The organism is Bacteroidota bacterium, assembly GCA_037133915.1.
Lineage (GTDB): Bacteria > Bacteroidota > Bacteroidia > Bacteroidales > CAIWKO01 > JBAXND01.
In genome coordinates, this window is sequence record JBAXND010000011.1 from 71104 (window position 1) to 87113 (window position 16010).

A 16010-nucleotide genomic window follows, 5' to 3' on the forward strand; every position below is an offset into this window, starting at 1 on the left:
TATATTTTTTGAGTCTCACTTATCGCAAATTAGAAAGCACGGATGTCGCTGCATACAGGGCTTTGCGTTTAGAATGCCTGTTGCGGCATGCTGACCTTTTCGGGACAACCGTCGAAGAAGAATCAGCGGTTGCAGAGCTTAAATTCGAGAAATTCCTTAAGGAGTCCAACAGCGAAAATTTCATGTTCGGCGCATTCAATAACAATGAGTTGATTGGTATTGTAGGATTCGAGAGGCTTCCCCGAATTCGGGCCAGACACAAAGGCGAGTTGGTGCAGATGTACATCCGCAGGGAATATACAGGACAAGGCACTGGAACAGCCCTTGTGAATAGGCTGATTGACGCGTGTTTTTCGGATCCGAGTATAGAAGAAATCAAACTGAGTGTAATTGCCGATAATATAACGGCGGTGAAGTTCTACGAAAAAATGGGATTTAGTGTCTTTGCAGTTGAAAAGAATTATTTTAAACGCGGCATTACCTACAGCGACCAGCTTTTCATGAAATTAACACGCCCCTGTTAATCCATTTCCCAGAAACATCTTGCATTTTTTTGCATCATGCGTAAATTTGCATTAACAAAAAAAACAATTACCGATGGCAAAAGAAATCACCTGCGCCTACTGCGGAGACGCTTTTATCCCTAAAAGACGCTTTGTCCAGAAGTATTGCTGCAATTCATGCCGTGTTCTTGATTTTCGTAAAAAGAAAAAAGACGATGAGCTGATTCACGGTTTGATGGCCAAAGCCCTGAGTAAAGTCAGTCAGAAAAAATCAGGCGACGAAACCAATAATAGCAGAATTGGCGGAAGCGAAATGGATTTCGATTAGCATTTGATTTTTCGAATCTTGAATCCAATCAGAAAAATCACTTTCGTCATTGCTTTTACAAAAGATTGCTTCGTCGTCCCTCGTCGCCATGACGCATTTAATTATTTTTGTGGTCGGCTCAAACTTTAAATTTTAATAATAATTCAAAGACATGTATTGCTATGATTAATTATGACAATAAAAAATGGTTAAGTCATCTGTTTGCTTGGAGAGGAACAGTTGTAGCGAATGTATTGCCCAGAGTAATTTTCTTTATGCTTTGGACATCGCTGGTTATATATCTGTATCATCTTGGTTATATTCCTAAAGAAAAACAAATTGATCCGTTGGTGTACAACGTTGTAGGATTAGCACTTGGCTTACTGCTTGTGTTCCGCACCAATACTTCATACGACCGCTTTTGGGAAGGACGCAAATTGCTTGGTTCAAATGTAAATTCATTCAGGAATATTTCACAGTTGCTGAATAGTGTGATACCAAAAGAAAATAAAAAATTACGTGAAGAATTTGTTGAATTAATTGCTGTTTTTAACCATGCCGTTAAAGACCGTCTTCGCGACGGAGTTACTGAAGAAACAATGAATATGTTGAGACCTGAATTCAAAGAAACAGTTAAAGACAGCGACCATGTTCCCAATACCATCATGCGCCTGATACAAGAACGCATTACTGATTTGAAAGTGAATAGCGGCTTCAGGGGTGATCCGGAATATAAAATTATCATGGCAGAACTTGGCGCCGTAACAGGTAATATGGGCGGTATGGAACGCATCCGCTTCACTCCTATTCCGTTTGCTTACGCCAGCCATCTTCAATTATTCATCATGATATATTTTCTTGCATTGCCTTTCGGAATGTTCGACAAACTCCACTGGCTGGCGGTTCCGGTTGTCGGAATCATTTCCGTTGTATTGCTTGGCATCAATGAAATAGGCGTAGAAATAGAAGATCCGTTTGGCGATGACCCCAACGACCTGCCGGTTGATACTATCTGTGTGACTATAGAGAAAAATGTGAAGGAAATTCTTTTGTAAAAGAGTCGTGAGTCAAGAGTCGTGAGTCGTGAGTCGAAAGTCGAGAGTGACTGTTACCTATTACTTGCTTTTTTAATCATGTCGAGGTGGCAGCGCATCACGGTTTGATTGGGCACATCGCGTAAGTGAATACCGTTTCCACGACAATATTTGAATTCTTTGCAGTCCTCGCAAATGCCGGTTTTAGTCCAGTTGCGGTCACGCATTTTTTGAAATCTGTTGTTCCACACATCCATAAAATCGTCTGTGTAAATGTTGCCCTGTGCGAATTCTCCGCGGTTGATGTTCGGGCATGCGCAGATAGTCCCATCGGCAAGTACCGAGGCAATGTTGATGCCGGCACGGCAGAAGAAAAAGCTATCGCGTACTTCCGCTTCAAATCCGCCTAAGTAACCTTCGCAGCCATAACTTGCAGAGATTTTTCCCTGATCGCGGGTTTCTTTTATAAACTCCATGATATCTACAAACTGCTCGTTGGTGATGTTCAACTCCGGATTTGTTTTGGCACGGCCAATCGGGCAAATGGTAAATACCCGCCATTTTATTACGCCAATACCGATAAGATAATCGCGCAGTTCGCGCAGTTCACCAATGTTTCGTTGATTCACACAGGTAACCACATCGTACACAAAACCGGGTTCCTTTACGATTGTTTTTACAGCGTCAATAGCTTTATCCCAGCTGTTCTTATTTCCACGCAGCCAGTTGTGGCTTTCTTTAAAACCGTCGAGGCTGATGGTCATGGAACGCAGCCCGCTGTTAATTAAATCGCGAAAGCGCTCTGGTGTAAGTGCATAGCCATTGGTAACAAATCCCCAGGGAAATCCCTGTTTGTATAATTCCTTTCCCACATACTCCAAATCTTTGCGTAACAAGGGCTCGCCCCCGGTAATCACAATCATCACCTTATGCGGATCATAATGCTTTGCCACCTGCGCGGTCACTTTCAGAAAATCGTCGGCAGGCATATCCTTGATATTATTTTCTGAACGGCAATCGCTGCCACAATGCTGGCAACTGATATTACAGCGCAGCGTACATTCCCAGAAAAAATAAGAAAGCTCGTGCAGTTGTGTCTGCACATTGGCATACTTCTGAAATACGTTCAGTGCAAGTTTTTTCCTGAACGAAGGTTTTACAGGGTTCAAATCGGTTAGGTTTCTAGGTTAGTCACGCTTAACAGGAATACCATATTTGGTAACCACATGCACAGGTTTAAAGGTGTTCACCTTCTTTTTTGCTTTGGCAATGGAATCTTCTTTTGCTTTTGTGATAGAATCCTGCCTTGCCATTTCAACAGCCTGCTGTGCTTTTACAGTGGAGTCGGCACGGGCAACGGAATCGCTTTTCTTTTTTGCGGCAGCGATAGAATCATTCTTAGCCTGCATTTCTTTCTCTTTATTTGCGCCGCAACCCGAAGCAAATACAAGCCCGAACAGTCCAAGAAAAATAAGAATGTTGCGATAGACACCGCTCTGTAATTTCAGAATATTTTTCTTCATAAAAATGTATTTAAATTATCTGTAATTATTTTCGTTTTAGTAAAATATCTGCCTTGTGTTCTTTATCTCCTATATCCCTTCCTGAAATAACAATCTCTATTTCTTTTGCTTCGAACTGCCCGTTGTTTGCCACCGAATCCGTATCTGAAACTTTCAGCCTGTACTTCTCACCCTCATACACGCCCTGAACAAATGAGTATTCACCGCCCAGATCTGTGCTGGTAAACAAAATCCTCATCTGATCACTGAAAAAATCAACATTCAGGTCGGGCAGTACCTGCAATGAATCCGCCGACTTCACTGTTCCGTGAAAACGCACTTCTTTATAACCGTTCACGGGTGCACCGTACATGGCGATGATACCATCATTCCCGCGGTCGCAGGACACAAAAAACAGGGCGCCCAATAGCCCGAGCAATTTCAGGTACAATCTTACGTAAACGTTACTATTAAAGGGCTTCATCGTTCAAATATTATTAATATTATTAAGTAAACAGTGTAAACATTCTCATACAAATAATATAAGCTTACCTTGTTGATACCCCGGCTTCATGCGTTTTTGATTCCACAGTGGCAGCTTGTTTCACTGCACTATTTTGGGGAGCAAGTTCTGCATTTTTCTTATCCGTGGACGGTAGTTTTTTAAACGTCGACCGCGGAGCACCGTAACATGCCTCAAGCAGAAAACAGGTCACGCAAATACCAAGTATCTTCACTGAAGTTGAAAGCATGGATGATTTTATGCGCAACTGTTTAAAATAGCGTCCGTATTTCGCACCCTGTTCTCTCTGAAGATTCATGTTATTCCGAGGTGTTATGGCTTAGACAATTCAAAACTCAAAAAGTAAATCGACTATCACAAAAATATAAATAAAAACGTCAGAAAAGCAAGTAAATTATGCTGCCTTGAAATGACAGAGCATTATCGTCCGAAACCTTCGTACATACCAAGCCCGAATAAAGCATAATCATAGCGGACAGGATCATCTGCATCCAGACTGCGCAGAGCTGCCGCCAGCTCTTCTACGGCTTTCCAGTCGCTCTGAGTGCGGGTTAACAGACCAAGGGCGCGTGAGACATTTCCCGTATGTACATCAAGCGGGCACACAAGCGCCGATGCAGGTATACCTTTCCACAATCCAAAATCCACGCAGCCTTTGCGCAGCATCCATCGCAGAAAAAGATTGATACGCTTGGCAGCGGAATTCCGCTCCGGATCCGAAAGATGTTTTTCTGCCCGTGGCTCATGGCGCTGCTGCAGGAACAACTTACGGAAATGTATAATCGCTCCTTTCACCGTTTCTGTTTCAGCAAATCCATCAGAAAACACCTTCTCCATTCCACCATGAACGGCATATATCTGTTTTAAACTTTTAATAAAAAAGACAAGGTCAGTACTGTTGAACGTTCGGTGCACAAAGCTTTTCAGCGTTTTGAATTCGTGTGTGCCGGCATTCATTACAAATTCATACGGCCGTTCATCCATCAGCGAAAGCAAGGTAAATGCATTTTTTACGATTACCGGGCGCTGCCCCCATGCAATAATGGCGGAAAGAAATGCGGCGATTTCAATATCTTCTTTCCGACCACCTGTTGCGAGCACATAATGCGGTATTGCAACCGGATCGTGTTCAATAAAAGCTGGAGTTTCATACTGCACGCACTTATTGTCAAGAAATTCCCTGAGGTCATTAAATGGCAGATTTTTGGTGTTTTTCAAATTTAGTTGTGCATTAGAATTAATTATACTTCCGAATCCCGTTAAACTATACAGTGGGAGCAATAAAATTTGCTGCCGGCATGCTTGCATTCGTTGACCCAAAACCCTTGTCAGCAAATGCCACCATCGATATCACTTCAGATCTAGCTATTCGACATTTTTTCCTGTAGGTTGCCCAGTATTCTCTAAAAAAAAGTGAGTCTCAGGCTATAATTCCGGGATAATGTTACAAATAAAATCGTTCAGCATCCAAGCATTTGGATATAAAAAAAAGAGGCTATCTTATAAAGACAGCCCCTTATCTGAGAAGTTGAATTTTAGTTAAGCGTGAATACAGGCTTGATAAGTTCGCCGCCAATTTCAATGGCTTTGATGTTATCGGGAATAAGCCCGTGATGGCGTTTTGGTAATGATTTCTCAAGCCCTTTACGCATAAACTCTGTTGACACTACCGGTTTAATTTTAAGATAACCGCCCAGTATCATCATGTTAAACACCTTGAGCATTCCGAGTTTTGCTGCTTCGTCGTTAGCATCGATGCGATAAATATTGATGTCTTTGCGCACCGGATGACGTGTGATGCCGTTGCCATCATATATGAGGACACCGCCCGGTTTCACGGAGTTTTCGAATTTGTCCATCGATTGCTGATTCAGAATGATGGCAGTATCAACCATTTTCAGAATCGGTGAACTGATGCGCTCATCGCTGACGATAACGGTAACATTGGCTGTTCCACCGCGCATTTCGGGACCGTATGAGGGCATCCACGAAACTTCCATATTTCCCATCACACCGGAATAGGCAAGTATCTTACCCATGGATAAAACACCTTGTCCACCAAACCCGGCAATAATAATTTCTTCGGTCATATCTTTAAATATTTTTCAGTTCAACATTATGACTATTCGGTCGGAACTTTGATGTCGCCGAGGGGATAGAACGGCAGCATATTATCCACCATCCACTGATTTGACGCAACAGGCGTCATTTTCCATCCGGAATTGCAATTGGAAACTACTTCCACAAAAGAAACACCTTTTTTGAGTTTTTGGTTTTCAAACGCTTTACGGATGGCCTTTTTGGTTTTACGCACATTGCCGGGTGTATGAACAGCCTGACGGGTTACATAGTACGTTCCGGGCAGTGTGGCAACCAGTTCGGTTATTTTGAGCGGATTGCCCATCGTTACTGTATCGCGGCCATACGGGCAGGTTGATGCGCGCATTCCGGGAAGCGTTGTGGGTGCCATTTGTCCGCCGGTCATTCCATAAATACCGTTATTGATAAAGATAATGGTGATATTTTCGCCCCTGTTACAGGCATGAATCGTTTCGGCTGTACCAATAGCAGCAAGGTCTCCATCGCCCTGATAGGTGAAAACATATTTCTCCGGCATCAGTCTTTTAACAGCAGTAGCAAGTGCAGGAGCTCTTCCGTGAGCGGCCTGCTGCATGTCTATATCCATGAATTCGTAAGCAAGTACAGCGCAGCCAACAGGCGCAATGCCGATGGTTTCAGCCTGTATTCCCATTTCCTCAATGGTCTCCATTACGAGACGGTGAACCGTGCCGTGGCCGCAGCCGGGGCAATAGCTCAGTGCCCTGTCAACAAGAAGGTTTGTCCTTTTGTAAACAAGGTTTTCCGGTTTTATAATTTCTTCTCTTGTCAGTATCTCAGCCATGGCCTTATCCTCCAATAATTTTTTGTTGCAACATTTCTATAGTTTCTTCGGGTGTGGGGATGATGCCGCCGTAGCGTCCGTAATGTTCCACTTTGACACCCTTGCCAACGGCAAGTTTCACATCCTCTATCATTTGTCCGAGATTCATTTCAACAACAAGGATTCCTTTAACTTTGTCTGTAGTCAAATCGGAAATTGCTTTTGATGGGAAGGGAAACAGGGTAATTGGTCTGATAAGACCGACCTTGATACCTTTGGCGCGTGCAATATCAACGGCTTTCTGGCATATACGTGCTGATGAGCCAAAAGCTACGAGCAGGTATTCGGCGTCTTCGCACTGGAATGTTTCGTAACGAACTTCGTTCTCTTCCATTTTCCTGAATTTATCACGCAATTTGATAACGTGCTTTTCCTGTTTGGAAGAATCGAGGTCGAGTGAAGTGATGATATTGCGTTCTCTGTCGGGAGTTTTTCCGGTGGTAGCCCAGGGGGAATTCTTAATAATTTCTTCCTGAGTAGAGCGTGGTCTCTGTTCAAAGAGCTCCACTTTTTCCATCATCTGCCCGATAACGCCGTCGGTAAGAATCATCACAGGGTTACGGTATTTGAATGCGAGTTCAAATCCGAGAGGAACAAAGTCGGCACTTTCCTGAACTGAAGCCGGAGCCAGCACAATCATTCTGTAATCACCGTGTCCGCCACCTTTGGTTGCCTGAAAATAGTCAGACTGTCCCGGCTGTATGGTTCCGAGTCCGGGACCACCGCGTACCACGTTCACAATAACGCAGGGCAGCTCAGCGCCGGCCATGTAGGAAATACCTTCCATTTTAAGGCTTATTCCGGGGCTTGATGATGATGTTATGCATTTTTTTCCGCAGGAAGCTCCGCCATAAACCATATTGATGGCAGCAACTTCGCTTTCGGCCTGCAGCACAACCATACCCGTTTTTTCAAAAGGGCGTTCGGCCATCAGATACTCCAGTATTTCTGACTGGGGGGTGATGGGATAACCGAAATAACCGTCGGCACCGGCGCGGATGGCAGCTTCTGCCACGGCTTCGTTGCCTTTCATTAACCGTAATTCTTTCATTATTGAGTTTCTTTAAGATTAAACTTCGGCAGCTGCTTTAACACGATACACACTGATTACCCCGTCGGGGCAAACAACCGCACAGTTGGTACAGCCGGTACAGTTATCATTCACCACTTCGGCATAATGATATCCTTTTCCATTTACTGCTTTTGCCATCGCAATCACTGATTCGGGGCACACTGCCAGACAAACCTCGCATCCTTTGCACCTTTCAATGTTTATTACGATTGCTCCTTTTACTTTTGCCATTATATGATTTATTTAAAAACACTATTATATTATTGAAGTCGGACGAAATTAGCTAATTTTTGCGCAACCCGGGTTAATTAATCCTTAAAAAAGATAAAACAATTTTAGCCATTGATTTCTAATTAATTATTCAATTAAACCGGATGATTTTCATGGAATATTTTCAGTCTGTTTTCCAAATCGGGGAACTGGCTGCGTTTTACCAGCGAAACACAGGCGCGTAAGCCTTCACTGCGCTCGCTGCCGGTAATGCTCAATGATATCGCGCTGATCCCGTAATACACAAATTCTTCAATCAGTTCTTCACCCGACATTCCCGGATACGAAATTGTAAAATAAAAGCCGTCGGCAATAGGGTCGCCCAGGTCTTTATCATACACTATTTTAAATCCGTTATCGGTAAATAATTTCTTCATGATAGCGGCTTTTTTGCCGTATTCCTTGACCTCTTCAACAAAATTATATTTGCCTTCGCACGCGGCATTCAGCATCGCGGTAAGAGCATACTGCGCAGAATGGGAGGTCCCGGCACTCAGTGAATAAATGGTTCCGTAAACCATGGCACGTCCGAATTCATCAAAAGAATAGAAGCGTTTGAGGTCAGGAGCCACTGTAGTGAAGAGTTTCTCACTGATTACCATCATACCGATACGCTCTCCGGCATAACTGAATGCCTTAGAACTGGAAATAAGCAGGAGGTAGTTATCCATGTAATTTGCTACCGAAGGCTGGTGGGGTCCGATGCCGGGTTTAGAATAATCTTTACGGAAATCCATGGCGAAATACGCCAGATCTTCGATTACGATTGCGTCGTATTTTACGGCCAGCTCGGCAATAATTTTCAGTTCGTCGTCGGTAAAGCAGATCCACGAAGGATTGTTCGGATTTGAATAAAAAATGGATGAGATGTTTCCTTTTACAAGATATGATTCCAGCTTTTCGCGAAGCTTGTCGCCACGGAAATTATACACATCAAAACCTTCGTAATCCACACCAAGCACACGGCATTGCTGTGAGTGTACCGGAAAACCGGGATTCAGAAACAGCATGGTACTTTTGTTGCGGTTCATGCGTCCGATGGTCATAAAAGCAGCAAAACTTCCCTGCATGGAACCTACAGTTGGCAAGCAGTGTGCGGGTTTTACCTTGATTCCGAGGAAGAGTTCAACAAAGCGGGCAACCTGTGCTTTCAGTTCTGCAGAGCCGTCTATCTCAGGATAGATGGATGCGACACCACATTGCAGCGCATTGATTTGTGCATCAACACCTGCTTTTGCTGCCGGCAGACCCGGAACGCCCATTTCCATGCGAACAAATTTATCGCCGGTTTCCTTTTCAATATTATCAACCAGTCGCCTGATTTCACGAATAGTAGCTTTGCCCACGTTTGTAATCCCGCTTTCAGCGATTTTCCTTTTTACAACTTCGTAGTTTATCGGAGTGTCTTTCATCAGTATTTTCTTGTTCAAAGATTAACAATGCAATATTGCACAAATAAAATGACTTATTTGGTCATAGCCAAATATTTCCAAAAATTTTCCCAAACGCCTTAAAATACAGAGGAAAATGGGCGATAACGACAACAACACCCAGTTCTTGTCAGTAAACAACGGGTAGTCAGGCAGGACGGTGAACACTATTTCCAAAGTAAAATCGAACAAAACACTGTATTTTAATGAATATTCTGTATATATTTGTTTGATATATCACGTATACCTGGAGTGTCTGTTCTGAATAGCGTAAAACCTCAGATTAAAAAAACGTTCAAAATGTCACGCATAAATATTCTGATTTGTACAATTATATCTGTATTCAGCTGCAGTTACCATGTATCTGTGGCGCAGAACGACAGCAGCGCACGCGTAAAATTCATTGAACCCGATAATGGATTTCATCTTGAAACATTTGTAGAATGCAGCCAGGCACAAGTGCTCGTTACAAAAGATACACTCTGGACAGGTGATGTATTTCTGATGAAAAATTTCACTGACCAGCTATTGCAGATATGCAGTACGAACAGTGTTTTGCCCGCGAGTTCAATTTGGGGTTATCGTCGCAACGGGAAGTATTACAGAAGTGCAACGCCATTCGGCAACATTCATGTATTTGCAGAACGCATCGTAAAAGGAGAATTATCGTTGTATTACTGCCGTGCGCTGCCGAGTGACTACGATGAGCTGCGAGTAATCGCGAAAGACCCGAACCATCCGGATTATCATAATACCATGATAGATGAATCGGCGTTTTCGGGCAGGTATAAAAATGATTATTACTATTTTATCTCACCTGCATCTGATTCATCGCAAATGATACCCGTTACCAATAAAAATATAGATTCCGTTGCTGAAAAATACCTGAAGAATTCCCCAACGGCATACAACGATGCATTGAATTTCGACCAAAAGAAAAAAGCCAAAATTGCCGGACGTGTTCTGTTGCCTGTAGGTTTAGCTTCATATACAATAAGTCTGTTAAATCTTGCCGGACCGGGCATGGTTATCATCAATCTGACAAACCCGTTTTTTTATATTGGCGTCATTTCTTTAGGTGTGTATGCCTACCTGCGGATAACTTACAAAGAAAGATACCTTCATCCCAATGACATGATCAGGATAATTTCAAATTACAACAATAGCCATTAACCGGCCTATTCCTGAATTGTTTGATTTAAAAAAAATAAAATACCGTGAACAGTAATCTCAGATTGGAAACATTTGTGGTATTCTTCACCAAACCATGTGCATCAGGCTTTCCAAAGGCAGCGGCTGTATATTCAAGTTCCGTTGAAAGTTGTGTCTTGTTTGAAATAAATGAAATGCTTGGCGCGATACGAATCATCTGATCAATATCGTACCCCCGGCTGTAATACTTGCCTATATTGGTTTCTGAAGTACCGAAATTTTTCAGGTAGCCCAGAAAAAGACTTCCCTGAATTTTTTTACCATACGTAAAATTCACCCATGAGAACATATGATTGGTGGGTGTATAGACTGCTTTGCCAGTTATCGAATCAAGTGAATGCAGTGCATAACCACCCAGCATCAAGTGTTCTGTGAGATTTTGCCCGTAGATTGTTTTAAAGCGGAAGGTTGATCTGTTCTTTGAATACTTGAAATAAGCCACCATAGCATAGGTTGCAAGCTGCTCGTTTGTTTTCAGCAAACTATCTGTGATAAGCCGGGGGCGAATTATTTTATAATCGGCACCAACACCAAAAACGGTATGTTCAGACTTGAATTGATATTGCAGATGCACATTCGGAACAACCGCATTCCGCATATAGGATGAGCTGTATCCAAGCGGTCCGTCGCTGGAGTTATCGCGCTGTGCAATAACAGAAGCAATGATACGGTGCTTGCCAAACACTCCCGTAACAGTAATCTGCGGGTTCCGGATGAATGGTTGGAATGGAGCGCCGGTATTGAGCGATATCACATTCGGAAAAACTTCGGGAACGAAAAGTGGATGCCAGTATTGCCCCATTAAAAGTTCCACTTTTTTCCATTTGAGCTGCATCCATGCGTGGCGCAATCGCAGACCATTCACATGGTCGTTGCTCACGCCTGAAAAATCGCCTTCAATATATCCAGATGTTTTTGCGCCAAATGCATCAGGGCCGCTCAGAATCATCGACAGGCGCGCGGTCATGGCAGTGAAATTAAAAGTCGGCCTGGCATTGATATCTAAACCGGCGGCATCGGTCTGAATATTTTTAGGATACCATAAAAATAAATCTTCACGCGTTGTGAACACCTGCCTAGAATCCCACCAAAAATCATTTTTCACGAAACCAGTGAAGCGGATACCGAAATTTGCAGGCTTTTCCTTTTCCTGTGCCGAAGTATAAAACGGCTGAAACAGTGTGCCTGATATGATAACGACAATTAACGTTAATTTACGGATAATACGTGATGAATTCTTCACCTTATTTCTGTTTTTCCTGATTCAACACACTTGCTACGGCAAGAAATATTCCAAGTGCCACACTTAGCGCAGCAGCAAACAACACCTGATATTCGGGAGGCAGCAAAAAAGTAATTGTGTGCGCCGGAATCCAGAAAAAAGGAATCGTCTTTTTAAACACAAAGTTCCATTGTACGCGCCAGTTAATTGATACAAAAATATCGGCAAATTTAATGGGCCGGAACAGGCATGCAAATCGTCCGCCGTTCGACAGGATATGCGTATCGGTAATTTTATGAAAGGTCATCATAACCGGAGCATAGGTAACGTTCATTGCTGCGCTGATGGCAAATGCCGTACACAGTTTTGTCAGTGAAAATACTCCTTTGATGGCCTCGGGTGCATTTGCTTTACCGAGATAGGCAAGAAAAACAGGAACACCTGTAGCAAATATTTTAAAAGCGGCGGCAATGGTAAGCCCCAGAAAACCCCATACGATAGCCCGTGGTATCAGCCCAAATCCTTTGTGGTTATAAACGCCTGTTTTTATACGAAGACCGACTGCTTCTCCAAAAGTTGCCAATATTCCAAATTTAATAAAGGCCATCACCATACCATGTTCCTTGTTAAAGGTCTCGTAAGCATGAAATACCTGAGGAAAAATAAAAAACGGGCTTAACAGTATAATAATACCTGCAATAATAAATGCATCTGTTTTCTTCATCTTTTTCTATTGTCTTTTGTCTAATGTCTTTTCTCTATTTTAATGCGTGCATCAACAGCCACCACTTTTTCGGGATTTCCCAACAGCGGGTTCAAATCCATTTCCGAAATTTCGGGAGCCGCTTCCAGCAATGCCGATAACCGAACGATTACATCTGCAAAAGCATCCCGGTTGATGCCTTTTTGCCCGCGCACGCCTTCAATTATTTTATAACTTTTCAGGCGTTTTATCATGGATGATGCTTCTTCTTTACCCACAGGAACAAGGCCTGCAGTAACATCTTTCAACACTTCTATAAAAATTCCGCCCATCCCGCAAAGTATCATATGACCAAATTTTTCTTCCGCTTTGGCGCCGATAAACAGTTCGGTTCCGGAAAGCATTGGCTGTATGAGAATCGCGGTTGTGTCTTTTATTTTTATCATACGCTCAAACTCGCGCGCGGCCGTTTCACTGTCTTTTACGTTCAACACTACGCCGCCCACATCCGATTTATGAATCGGACCAACCACTTTCATCACTACAGGAAAGCCAAGTGATGACGCAGCTTTCACGGCATCATCACCCGAAGTTACAACAGCTTCTCCAGCTCTTGGAATACCGGCAGCGTCGAGTAAATTCTGAATTGCATCCGGCGAAATATAGCCATCAGCGCAACTTTCAATCACCGTACGAATTTTGTTTCTGTCAATTACTACTTCTGAAATCACGGAATCGGCAGGCTTTTCTGTAAAGTAAACTTTTGAAAGAGCACGACCCAGCGTGACCTCATCAGGAAAATTGATACGGCCTTTAGAAATAAATTCTTCTACTTCGGGACCGGCTGTCATTATTGACGGAAGTACCGGAAATATGGGTTTACGGGATGTTTTCATTTTCTCATCCAGCACCTTATACACTTCGTAAAGCGGGAATAATCCCGGTGTTCCGAAAATGACCACCATGGCATCAATTTCGCTAAAATCGCGGTCAACGTAATCGATGATAGTGCCTAACTGCTCCGCAGTTCCGGTGGCCAGAAAGTCGATAGGATTAGCCACAGACGAACCCGCAAAAAGTTTTGTCAGCAGTTCGTCGGCTTTCGGCGAATTGATATGCGGTATTTCCATGCCGCCGTCGGAAAGCGCATCGGTAAGCATTACGGCAGGGCCGCCGGCATGGGTGATGATGGCAATATTTTTTCCTTTGACTTCTTTATGCATAAACACAGAAGCGATGCTGATCAAATCTTCGCGACCATAGGCACGTACAATTCCAGCTTTGCGGAAGAGCGCATCAACAGCCACATCTGAACTTGCCAGCGCTCCGGTATGCGATGATGCAGCGCGGCTGCCTGCCGCCGATGATCCGGCTTTTATCGCAGCGATACGGCATCCTTTACGTATCAGCGACGAGGCGTGTTTAAGCAGCATGCCGGGTTTTGAGATATTTTCTATGTATAATAACTTAACGGGTGAACTGTTTTCAGAATCGTAGCTCTCGTCAAGATATTTCAGCACTTCCTCCACGCCCATCTGTGCGCTGTTTCCGACAGAAAAAACATTCGCAAACGTAAGTCCTTTGGGAATGCCGGCTTCCATAATAAAACAAGCCGTTGCACCTGAACCGGAAATAAAATCGCATCCGTGTTTTTCCAGTTTAGGAATCGGGTAAGTGAAAATGCTGTGATGCACCGGCGTAAGAATGCCGACACAATTTGGGCCGATAAGTGCTCCATCAACCTTATTAATCAAATCAACCACTTTTTTTTCGAGCAATGCACCTTCATGACCTTCTTCGCTGAAACCGGCGGAAAGAATAATGAAAGCGCGGGTGTTCTTTTTAGTTGTAAGAAGCTCCACTGTATCGGGGATAAATTTTGCAGCGATTGCAATAACAGCGAGGTCAACTTCAGGTAATTCTTCAGGGTTCATATAGCTTTTGATACCCTGAACTTCTGTCTCTTTAAAGTTAGTTACATACAGTGAGCCTTTAAAACCGCCGTCAATAATGTTTTTCAGGATTTTACCTCCCGGTTTGGTAACATCATTTGAGCCTCCCACAACCACTATGCTCCGGGGCTCCATCAATTGCTTGTTTATCATAAATTATTGCAATAAGGTAGTTTCAGATTTCAAAAAAATATCGGGCACTAAAGTAAAAATACTTTATCATTTTACATCTATTTTATGCGATATGGTGACTGCTTAGTTCAAAATATATACTTTTGTTCGCCAAAATCAGCCGATTACACTATGCCAACACGCATAAAGAAGAAAAAGGTAAAAAAGATCAAGTATAAGAAAGTCGCATTCAAGCTTTCGGAAAAGCAGAAGTCGGTAATTGACCGTTTCTGCAAAGTAAATAACACCAGTCCGAACAAGATGATTAAGAGCGCTATACGCGAGTATCTGGGCAAATATGCCGATACCATGCCTCAAGATGATTACATCAGTGAGAACCAGCTGCAGCTTTTTGATTTTGAGGATGACCCGGAAGAAGACAATACGCTGGAAATGAAATTTGAATAGCTTCAATATCACTGAAAGTCTTTATTATCGGCATTAGCGTATAATTTTGGTGATATTGTTTGAACATGACAAAATGTCGCAACAGCAGCTATTGGCAAAATAGTTGATATCAGACGCAATATATTACATAATAACATCTATTTATTTGGAAATGAGTAAGAAAAAGAAGCAACCGGAAGAAATGGAGCAGGAAATGAAAGACGCGGTAAACGGTCAACCCAATGAAGAAGCTAATAGCAGCAAAAGCGCTGAAGATAATTCATCAAAATCGAAACAGGGTGAAGCTCCGGAAAAGCCATTGACGGCCGAAGATAAATGCATTGAATTAAATTCAAAAATTGAAGAGCTGAACGCGAAATACCTTTATCTGTTTGCGGAATTCGACAATTATCGCAAGCGGACTCAAAAAGAACGCATTGAATTGATAAAATCAGCATCATCAGACATTATTGTTCAAATGCTTCCGGTACTTGACGATCTTGAACGTGCTACAAAATCATTTGATACGACTCAGGATGTGGAAGCCATTAAAGAAGGTGTGAACCTCATCCATAATAAATTTAAAAATATCCTTGTTCAGAAAGGGCTTGAGGAAATAAAAGCCATTGGAGAAACCTTTGATACAGACCTGCACGAAGCAATTGCCAATGTTGCTGCCGACTGCGAAGAAAATAAAGGTAAGGTATTAGATATGGTTGAAAAAGGTTATTTTCTGAACGGTAAAGTGCTCCGTTTTGCGAAAGTACTGGTTGCAAATTAA

The 16010-nt window shown here is 42.8% G+C and carries 19 protein-coding genes; 6 read left to right on the plus strand and 13 right to left on the minus strand.

Annotated features, from left to right (window positions below; translation table 11 throughout):
• Window positions 1-8: 8 nt before the first annotated feature.
• The 3 genes from WCM76_05700 to WCM76_05710 all read left to right on the plus strand — a co-directional run bounded on the left by WCM76_05700 (window position 9) and on the right by WCM76_05710 (window position 1865).
• Window positions 9-524, plus strand: coding sequence for a GNAT family N-acetyltransferase (locus tag WCM76_05700; GenBank protein ID MEI6765116.1), 516 nt, complete (start codon window positions 9-11; stop codon window positions 522-524).
• 73 nt (window positions 525-597) lie between these two features.
• Complete coding sequence (locus WCM76_05705) at window positions 598-831, plus strand: hypothetical protein (GenBank protein ID MEI6765117.1); 234 nt, start codon at window positions 598-600, stop codon at window positions 829-831.
• A 161-nt stretch (window positions 832-992) separates the two neighbouring features.
• Window positions 993-1865: a bestrophin family protein gene (locus WCM76_05710; protein ID MEI6765118.1), complete on the plus strand. Its 873-nt coding sequence runs from the start codon at window positions 993-995 to the stop codon at window positions 1863-1865.
• Between the two features lie 53 nt (window positions 1866-1918).
• Here the strand turns inward: WCM76_05710 and WCM76_05715 are convergent, their stop codons facing one another.
• The 10 genes from WCM76_05715 to WCM76_05760 form a co-directional block, all read right to left on the minus strand.
• On the minus strand, window positions 1919-3013 hold the full coding sequence (locus WCM76_05715) for a TIGR04133 family radical SAM/SPASM protein (GenBank protein MEI6765119.1): 1095 nt from the start codon (window positions 3011-3013) through the stop codon (window positions 1919-1921).
• An 18-nt stretch (window positions 3014-3031) separates the two neighbouring features.
• On the minus strand, window positions 3032-3367 hold the full coding sequence (locus WCM76_05720; GenBank protein ID MEI6765120.1) for a hypothetical protein: 336 nt from the start codon (window positions 3365-3367) through the stop codon (window positions 3032-3034).
• A 25-nt stretch (window positions 3368-3392) separates the two neighbouring features.
• Window positions 3393-3830 (minus strand): radical SAM-associated putative lipoprotein, encoded by a 438-nt coding sequence (locus tag WCM76_05725; GenBank protein MEI6765121.1) that lies wholly within the window; start codon window positions 3828-3830, stop codon window positions 3393-3395.
• 64 nt (window positions 3831-3894) lie between these two features.
• Complete coding sequence (locus tag WCM76_05730) at window positions 3895-4167, minus strand: hypothetical protein (protein MEI6765122.1); 273 nt, start codon at window positions 4165-4167, stop codon at window positions 3895-3897.
• A 122-nt stretch (window positions 4168-4289) separates the two neighbouring features.
• Window positions 4290-5087: a TIGR02757 family protein gene (locus tag WCM76_05735; protein ID MEI6765123.1), complete on the minus strand. Its 798-nt coding sequence runs from the start codon at window positions 5085-5087 to the stop codon at window positions 4290-4292.
• A 317-nt stretch (window positions 5088-5404) separates the two neighbouring features.
• A complete protein-coding gene (locus tag WCM76_05740; protein MEI6765124.1) occupies window positions 5405-5959 on the minus strand; it encodes a 2-oxoacid:acceptor oxidoreductase family protein in 555 nt (184 codons plus the stop codon).
• Window positions 5960-5991: 32 nt separating this feature from the next.
• Window positions 5992-6759, minus strand: coding sequence for a thiamine pyrophosphate-dependent enzyme (locus WCM76_05745; protein MEI6765125.1), 768 nt, complete (start codon window positions 6757-6759; stop codon window positions 5992-5994).
• Window positions 6760-6775: 16 nt separating this feature from the next.
• Entirely contained in the window at window positions 6776-7864 is a 1089-nt protein-coding gene (locus WCM76_05750) for a 3-methyl-2-oxobutanoate dehydrogenase subunit VorB (GenBank protein ID MEI6765126.1), read from the minus strand.
• 15 nt (window positions 7865-7879) lie between these two features.
• Window positions 7880-8113, minus strand: a complete 234-nt coding sequence (locus WCM76_05755; GenBank protein ID MEI6765127.1) for a 4Fe-4S dicluster domain-containing protein — start codon at window positions 8111-8113, stop codon at window positions 7880-7882.
• Between the two features lie 134 nt (window positions 8114-8247).
• Window positions 8248-9564 (minus strand): pyridoxal phosphate-dependent aminotransferase, encoded by a 1317-nt coding sequence (locus WCM76_05760; protein ID MEI6765128.1) that lies wholly within the window; start codon window positions 9562-9564, stop codon window positions 8248-8250.
• 318 nt (window positions 9565-9882) lie between these two features.
• Here WCM76_05760 and WCM76_05765 point away from each other — a divergent pair, with 318 nt between their 5' ends.
• The gene (locus WCM76_05765) at window positions 9883-10755 is read left to right on the plus strand and encodes a hypothetical protein (protein MEI6765129.1); all 873 of its coding nucleotides are present in this window, start codon (window positions 9883-9885) and stop codon (window positions 10753-10755) included.
• Between the two features lie 25 nt (window positions 10756-10780).
• On the opposite strand, the gene WCM76_05770 is transcribed toward WCM76_05765, so the two are convergent.
• The 3 genes from WCM76_05770 to WCM76_05780 are packed head-to-tail and all read right to left on the minus strand — an operon-like array spanning window position 10781 to window position 14824.
• Window positions 10781-12037, minus strand: a complete 1257-nt coding sequence (locus WCM76_05770; GenBank protein MEI6765130.1) for a hypothetical protein — start codon at window positions 12035-12037, stop codon at window positions 10781-10783.
• 1 nt (window position 12038) lies between these two features.
• The gene (locus WCM76_05775; GenBank protein ID MEI6765131.1) at window positions 12039-12740 is read right to left on the minus strand and encodes an Mpv17/PMP22 family protein; all 702 of its coding nucleotides are present in this window, start codon (window positions 12738-12740) and stop codon (window positions 12039-12041) included.
• Between the two features lie 20 nt (window positions 12741-12760).
• Window positions 12761-14824: an acetate--CoA ligase family protein gene (locus WCM76_05780; GenBank protein ID MEI6765132.1), complete on the minus strand. Its 2064-nt coding sequence runs from the start codon at window positions 14822-14824 to the stop codon at window positions 12761-12763.
• 150 nt (window positions 14825-14974) lie between these two features.
• Here WCM76_05780 and WCM76_05785 point away from each other — a divergent pair, with 150 nt between their 5' ends.
• Window positions 14975-15250 carry a hypothetical protein gene (locus WCM76_05785; GenBank protein MEI6765133.1) on the plus strand — a complete coding sequence of 92 codons (276 nt, stop codon included), beginning with the start codon at window positions 14975-14977 and terminating at the stop codon, window positions 15248-15250.
• A 151-nt stretch (window positions 15251-15401) separates the two neighbouring features.
• Entirely contained in the window at window positions 15402-16010 is a 609-nt protein-coding gene (locus WCM76_05790; protein ID MEI6765134.1) for a nucleotide exchange factor GrpE, read from the plus strand.